Origin of the sequence: Arthrobacter cupressi (genome assembly GCF_900099975.1) — a bacterium.
Taxonomy (GTDB): domain Bacteria; phylum Actinomycetota; class Actinomycetes; order Actinomycetales; family Micrococcaceae; genus Arthrobacter; species Arthrobacter cupressi.
Window position 1 is genome coordinate 47145 of sequence record NZ_FNEI01000019.1, and the last position, 6914, is coordinate 54058.

Consider the following 6914-nt stretch of genomic DNA (forward strand, 5'->3'; position numbering starts at 1 on the left):
CTTCCTTGCCGGACGGGCCACCTAGGATGGGGCGATGACCACCACAGCAGCTGAGCAAAGCCCTGCAGGCGACCCCGGAAAGACCACGGCTCCGGAACCCGTCGACGAGAACATCTGGCTTGAGGACATCCACGGCGAAGAGCAGCTGGCCTGGGTCCGGGAGCAGAACGCCCGCACCGAAGAATTGCTCGACGACGAGGACTTCGCCGGGTTGGAAGCCGGGATCCTGGAAGTCCTTGACTCCACGGACCGGATTGCCATGGTGACCAAGCGCGGCAGTCACTACTACAACTTCTGGCGCGACAAGCAGAACCCCAAGGGCCTCTGGCGGCGCACCAGCTGGGAAAGCTATCTACGCGATGACCCCGAGTGGGACGTGTTGCTTGACATTGACGCGCTGGCGGCAGCGGAAGACGAAGAGTGGGTTTTCCACGGGGCCTCGTTCCTGCGCCCCGCCGAGGGACAGCCGTACCGGCTTGCCATGGTGTCGCTCTCGCCCGACGGCGGCGACGCCAACCGCTACCGCGAGTTCGACATCGAACAGCGCCGCTTCGTGGACCCGGCCGAGGGCGGCTTCGACCTGCCGGTGGCCAAGGGCAACGTCAGTTGGCTGGACGCGGACACCCTGCTGGTCGCCAGCACCGCCGAAGGGCTGCCGAAGACCACTTCCTCCTACGCCCGCACCGGCGTCAGGCTCTCCCGCGGCCAGCGCCTGGCGCAGGCCGAACGCCTCTTCGAGATCGCGGAAGAGCACATGATGGCGCTCGTGGCGCACGACTCCACGCCCGGTTTCGAGCGCACCTTCGCGGTGGACTGGATCGACTTCTTCAACCAGCGCACCTACCTGCGGCGCGACGGCGCGTGGCTGGAAATCGAGGTTCCCACCGACGTCAACATCAGCACCCACCGCCAGTGGCTGCTGTTCCGTCCGCGCCAGGACTGGGCCGTTGCCGGGGCCACTGTGGACGGCGGGGAGACTGCCGATACCGTGTTCCCGGCCGGTTGCCTCCTCGCCGCGGACCTGGAGGACTACCTGGGCGGTGCCCGGAGTTTCACCGTGTTGTTCACCCCGGACGAGCGCACCTCCCTGCAGTCCTGGAGCTGGACCCGGGACTTCCTGGTGCTGAACCTGCTCAGCGACGTCTCCTCGCAGATCCTGGTGCTCGACCCCGCGCGGCCCACCGCCGCGGGCGACGCCGGCGAGGGGGCCGGCTCGGCCCCCGGCGGCTGGGCCGTGGCGCCGCTGGATGCCTGCCCGCCGCTGCACGACGTCAACGCCTACGCGGTGGATGACGAGGACGAAAGCGAAGACGCCGGCAACGACTTCTGGCTTGTCGCCACCGGGTTCACCACCCCGACGACCCTGATGCGCGGCACCCTCACGGCGGCGGGAAGCACCGCCGAGGGAAGCACCGCTGAGGCGGGTACCGCCGTCGTGAGCACGCACGCCGTCGTGAAGTCCTCGCCGTCGTTCTTCAACGACGCCGACTACGAGGTGCAGCAGCATTTCGCGGTGTCAGCGGACGGCACCAAGGTGCCGTACTTCCAGATCGCGTCCAAGGACCTGGTGCTCGACGGCGGCAACCCCACCCAGCTGTCCGGGTACGGCGGCTTCGAGGTTTCCCGCACCCCTGCCTACAGCGGTGCGATCGGCCGGTCCTGGCTGGAGCGGCGCACGGCAGCGGCCTCCGGCACGGCCCGCGGCGGCGTGTACGTGGTGGCCAACATCCGCGGCGGCGGCGAGTATGGCCCGGCGTGGCACCGGGCAGCCCTGCAGGAGAAGCGGCACCGGGCCTACGAGGACTTCGCGGCCGTGGCGCAGGACCTGATTTCCCGCGGCGTGACCAGCCGGGAACGGCTGGGCTGCGTGGGCGGCTCCAACGGCGGGCTGCTGGTGGGCAACATGCTGACCCGGTACCCGGAGCTGTTCGCCGCGGTGTCCTGCGGAGTGCCGCTGCTGGACATGCGGCGCTATACCAAACTCTCCGCCGGATACTCCTGGATCGCCGAATACGGCGACCCCGACGTTCCGGAGCAGTGGGAATTCATCAGGACCTTCTCCCCGTACCACCTGCTGCACGACGGCGTCGAGTACCCCGAGACGTTCATCTGGACCTCCACCTCGGACGACCGGGTGGGCCCGGTCCAGGCGCGCAAAATGGCCGCGAGGATGCAGGCCATGGGCATCCCGAATGTCTGGTTCCACGAAACCCTGGAGGGCGGGCATGCCGGCGCCTCGGACAACAGGCAGGCCGCGGCGCTGCAGGCCCGCAGCCAGCAGTTCCTGTGGCGCGCCCTTGCGGACTAGGGTTCAGGCCGGGAGTTCGAACGACGCCGGGAGTTCGGAAGCTGCCGAAAGCCCGGGTCCGGCCGGGACGGCCGTCTCGCTCCCGAGCGGGATCACATGGGGGCGGCCTTCCGACGGCTCCGGAACCACGTGCGCGCGCAGTCCGAAAATGGACCACAGCAGCTCGGCGGTCACCACCTCTGCCGGGGTGCCCTGCGCTTCTATCAGGCCATCCTTCATGGCGACGATACGGTCCGAATAGCGCGCGGCCAAAGAGATGTCGTGCAGGACCATCACCACGGTCCGTCCCAGCTCGCGGTTCAGTCGCCGCACCAGTTCCAGGACCTCCACCTGGTGTGCCAGGTCCAGGTAGGTGGTGGGTTCGTCCAGCAACAGGATGTCGCTCTCCTGGGCGAGAGCCATGGAGATCCAGGCACGCTGCCGCTGCCCGCCGGAGAGGTCGTCGAGGACGGTATGGGCCAAGGCAGAGACATCGGTGGCTTCGAGGGCCGCGGCAACAGCCGCCTCGTCCCCTGCCGAAAATTGCTGGTACCACTTTTGCCGGGGGTGCCGCCCGCGGGTGACCAGCTCGGAAACCGTCAGGCCCGCGGGGGCGATCGGCGTTTGCGGAAGCACGGCGATGCGCTGGGCGATGGCCCTCTGGGAGAAGGACCGGAGGTCCTTCCCGTCCAGGAGGACCCTGCCGTCGCCTGGCTTCAGCAAACGCGAAAGTCCCTTGAGCAGGGTGGACTTTCCGCAACCGTTGGGGCCGATGATCGTTGTGACGCTCCCGCGTTCCAAGGAAAGATCCAGGCCACGGACGACAATTCGCTCCTCGAAGCCAAGGCTCAAACGCTCCGCAGACAAAACAGGGTGATTCACGAAGTCCTCCTCTGGGCCCGGAACACGAGTGCGATCAAGACCGGCGCCCCAAGAACGGTTGTCAGCACACCCACGGGCAGGGCCTGTGGCAGGAGGAATCCTGCCACCAGATCCGCCAGGACCACGAAAGCGGCTCCCAGCAGCGCCGTGGCAGCCATGGGCGGCACCACGGTCCCGCACAACTGGCGCGCCGCAAGTGGACAGACCATGGCCACAAACGCGACCGGACCCGCCATCACGGTGCCCGCCGCGGCCAGCAGGACGGCCAGCAACAGCAACAGCGGGCGGCTCTGCCGCAGCGGGAGGCCCAGACCACGGGCGGTGTTGTCATCGAAAGCGCCCAGGAGAAGCCACCGGCCCGCGGCAGCGCTGACCAGCAGCAGAGGCAAGGCCACCTGGACCATGGGACCGACGGCGGCCCAGTCCCGCCCGTTCAGGGAACCTGTCATCCAGGTCAATGCCTGTGAGGCGTTGGTGACGTCGCCCAAGGTCAGCATCCAGGTCACCAAGCTAGTTGCCAGAGCGGTGGCCCCCAGGCCCACCAGGACCATGCGGTTGCTGTCCAGCACGTCCTGCCCGCGCCGCATCGCCAGCAGGAAGACGCCCCCGCCGAACAGGATGGCACCGGCACCGGCCGCCAACGGCAAGCCAACGGCTGCGGCCGCCCCGCTCAGGCCTCCGTGTCCGCCGCCGGCCAGGACCAGGACGGCCACGGCACCCAACGACGCACCCGCCGTGACGCCGAGGATTTCCGGAGTCGCCAGCGGGTTGCGGGCAACGTTTTGCGTGAGCGCACCGGAGACCGCCAGGCAGGCTCCGGCAAGGGCACCCGCAACGGTTCGCGGCAGTCGGAACTCCTGGATCTGGAGGATCAGCCGAGGCGGGGTACCGGGCGGATCAGCCAGGCCCATCATGACCTCGTCCAGTCCGAGCGGCCTGCCGGCGAGCATCAGGTGGGCCACCACGGCGAGAAGCAGGAGCAACAGGGCTGCGCAGCCCACCCACAGTGCACGCGGATATACGACGACGGACATCCCGGACAACCGCGCCACCCTGGCATTGCGAAGAAGACTGGAACTCACAAGGACACCAGCTTCCTGCGGCGTGCCAGGTAGATGAAGAACGGCGCCCCCATGACAGCCAGGAGGACACCCACGGGGAGCTCGCCGGGACGGGCAACCACGCGACCCGCTGTGTCGGCCAGCAACAAGACGGCCGCGCCCAGCACCGCGCTGCTGGGCAGCTGCCAGCGATAGTCCAGCCCCACCAGCCACCTGGCCAGGTGCGGGACCAGCAATCCGGCGAAAGCAATCGGCCCGGCGAGGGTGACGGCGACGGCGGCCAGCACGGCGATCGCCGCGATCCCCACGGTGCGGGAGCGGCGGAGGTCCACGCCCAGCGAGGCGGCGGTCTCCTCCCCCAGGGCCAGGGCGTTGAGGGAAGGGACGTTCACGGCGGCGAGCAGCAGGCCGGCGAGCAGGAACGGCAGCATTGCCGGCACCATTCCGCCGCGGACCGCGATCGAGCCGAGCTGCCAGAATCGGAGAGTGTCCAGGGCCGAATCGTTGCTGAGGACGATCATGGATACCAGCCCGCCGGCCAGGGCCGTCACGGCCGCACCTGCCAGGACCAGGGTGACGGTGGTGACTCCGTGGCGGCTGGCCGAACCGACGGCGAACACCAAGGCGCAGGCGAGCAACGCACCGATGAAGGCCAGCACGGCCTGGGCCGGAGCCGCCTGCAACGCGGCGCCACCCACGAGCGCGCCGCTTACCACGGCGAGCGCCGCGCCCGCATAGATTCCCAGGAGCCCTGGGTCCGCGATGGGGTTCCTGGTGTGGGCCTGGGTCAGGCAACCTGCGATGCCCAGGCATGCGCCCACAACGAGCCCATTCACGGTGCGCGGCCACCGCAGTTCCCGGATAGCCACGTCGGCCACGGAACCGTTCGGCGTCATGACGGCGTGCCATACGTCCGACAAGCTGGACTCCAGGCCGCCGATCAGGACGCTGGCGAGCAGGGCCAGGGCGAGAAGAGCTCCTGCGAGCAGTAATCCCCGGGCGGGAACGCGCCGTCGCCGGTCCTCGCGGAGGGGCGCGCGAGGATGCGCAACAGTGGCCACCGGGAACCCTTTCGAAAAATACGCAAGGAAAATTGCACGTAATTATTCCGCGCCGCTACAGTCTAGCAAGACGCTTAAGGCAAGCCTTGCCTTAGTACCCGTTCATGACTCCGCCGCATTGGGCATTGCCCGGCGACAAGCGAAAGTACACAATGATCCGCACCCGTTCCACCCGCGCAGCCCTCGGCGCTGCGGCCGCCACGGCCCTCCTAGCCCTGACCGCCTGCGGCGGCTCCACCGGCGCGGCACCGTCGTCCGCCGCGGCCGATGCCGCCTACCCCAAGACCATCGAGCACGCGATGGGCAGCACCACAATCGAGAAGAAGCCGCTCCGCGTAGCCACGCTGGATGCGAGCTACACCGACGCCGCCCTGGCGCTGGGAGCCCAGGTGGTTGCCTACACCACCTACCGCAAGGGTGACGAAAGCTTCCCTTCGTACCTTGGCGACGTCTCAGCGCTGACCAAGGACGCCAGCAACGTGGGTCCCCTGGCCGAGCCGAGCCTGGACAAGATCCTCGACGCTGAGCCGGACCTGATTGTTTCGGCCAAGGTCCGCCACGAGGCCCTCTACGGCCAACTCTCCAAGGTCGCCCCGACCCTGTTCTCCAAGTCCACCGGCCCCACCTGGAAGGAGAACATCGTGATGCTTGGCGATGCACTGGGCAAGAAGGAAGAAGCGGAGAAACTGATCGCCGACTACCAGGAGCGTGCCAAGAAGGTTGGCGCCGCGATCCTGGCCAAGAAGCCTGAACTGACGTACTCCTACGTGCGCTTCGCCGGCGAAGACACGGCACGCCTGTACTCGAGCACGTCCTTCCTGGGCGAGATCATGAAGGACGCCGGCATCCCGCGCCCCAAGGGCCAGCCCGACTCCACGGAAAAGATCCTGGTTGAGCTCAGCCAGGAGAAGATCACCCAGGCCGAAGCCGGCCTGATCATCACCTCCGCGTTCGGCCAGGACACGGCAGAGGGAGACAAGGCCCGCGCCCAGATGAAGCAGTTCATGTCCAACCCGCTGTGGAAGACCCTCAAGGGACAGGTCCTGAACGTTGACGACCGCGTCTTCGCTTCCTCTGTCAGCCTGCAGGGCGCCCACGGCGTGCTGACCAAGCTGGCCGAAACCTACGGCGTGGATCCGCAGCTGCCCGCCAAGTAAGCATTGCTCCAGCCGGTTCCGGGCGGGGAGGGAAGCCACGAACCAGTGGCGTCCCTTCCCGCCCGGCCGTTTTGCGCTGTGCCCCGTGTTCTGCGTATCCTTGGTGGGCTAGCAATAGCGGATGGAGACGTGCCAGAGCGGCCGAATGGACTTCACTGCTAATGAAGGGTCGGGGTTAAACTCGACCGGGGGTTCAAATCCCCCCGTCTCCGCGTTGTGATGTAGCGGGACATCCTTTACGGATGTGTCGGGACATCGTTGACACCCCCGGTCTTCGGACCGGGGGTGTTTTGTTTTTTCGGCTGGTAGCCGCGGGTTGGGTCGATGGTGAACTCTGCGAGGATTTCGCCGGTGCCGTGCTCGACGGCGGTGACGTCGGCCTCGCGGACGAGCACGATGATGCGTTTGTGTTTGTGGGCTCGTCCGATGCCCAGATGCCGGAGCCGTCCTGCGTGGCGGAGCGTGA

The 6914-nt window shown here is 67.7% G+C and carries 5 protein-coding genes, 1 tRNA gene and 1 pseudogene; 3 read left to right on the forward strand and 4 right to left on the reverse strand.

The window, feature by feature from the left end; all coding sequences use genetic code 11:
- Window positions 1-34 precede the first annotated feature (34 nt).
- Window positions 35-2308, forward strand: coding sequence for a prolyl oligopeptidase family serine peptidase (locus tag BLP88_RS17285; protein ID WP_074591268.1), 2274 nt, complete (start codon window positions 35-37; stop codon window positions 2306-2308).
- 3 nt (window positions 2309-2311) lie between these two features.
- Here the strand turns inward: BLP88_RS17285 and BLP88_RS17290 are convergent, their stop codons facing one another.
- From BLP88_RS17290 to BLP88_RS17300, 3 genes are read right to left on the reverse strand one after another with little or no spacing between them, the layout of a single operon-like run.
- Complete coding sequence (locus tag BLP88_RS17290; RefSeq protein ID WP_074591270.1) at window positions 2312-3169, reverse strand: ABC transporter ATP-binding protein; 858 nt, start codon at window positions 3167-3169, stop codon at window positions 2312-2314.
- On the reverse strand, window positions 3166-4203 hold the full coding sequence (locus BLP88_RS17295; protein ID WP_074591271.1) for a FecCD family ABC transporter permease: 1038 nt from the start codon (window positions 4201-4203) through the stop codon (window positions 3166-3168). The genes BLP88_RS17290 and BLP88_RS17295 overlap by 4 nt, the downstream gene beginning before the upstream one ends.
- A 44-nt stretch (window positions 4204-4247) precedes the next feature.
- Window positions 4248-5291, reverse strand: coding sequence for a FecCD family ABC transporter permease (locus BLP88_RS17300; protein ID WP_074591273.1), 1044 nt, complete (start codon window positions 5289-5291; stop codon window positions 4248-4250).
- Between the two features lie 104 nt (window positions 5292-5395).
- Here BLP88_RS17300 and BLP88_RS17305 point away from each other — a divergent pair, with 104 nt between their 5' ends.
- Window positions 5396-6448, forward strand: a complete 1053-nt coding sequence (locus BLP88_RS17305) for an ABC transporter substrate-binding protein (RefSeq protein WP_245679910.1) — start codon at window positions 5396-5398, stop codon at window positions 6446-6448.
- A gap of 123 nt (window positions 6449-6571) precedes the next feature.
- A tRNA-Ser gene (locus tag BLP88_RS17310) sits at window positions 6572-6660 on the forward strand.
- Between the two features lie 24 nt (window positions 6661-6684).
- Here the strand turns inward: BLP88_RS17310 and BLP88_RS19010 are convergent.
- Window positions 6685-6914, reverse strand: a pseudogene (locus BLP88_RS19010) (IS481 family transposase); the annotation flags it as partial.

Bases quoted from the DNA above. Each gene is read 5' to 3' on its own strand.
- BLP88_RS17305 (WP_245679910.1), top strand. From the start codon at position 5,396: ATGACTCCGCCGCATTGGGCATTGCCCGGCGACAAGCGAAAGTACACA.
- BLP88_RS17295 (WP_074591271.1), bottom strand. From the start codon at position 4,203: ATGTCCGTCGTCGTATATCCGCGTGCACTGTGGGTGGGCTGCGCAGCC.
- BLP88_RS17285 (WP_074591268.1), top strand. From the start codon at position 35: ATGACCACCACAGCAGCTGAGCAAAGCCCTGCAGGCGACCCCGGAAAG.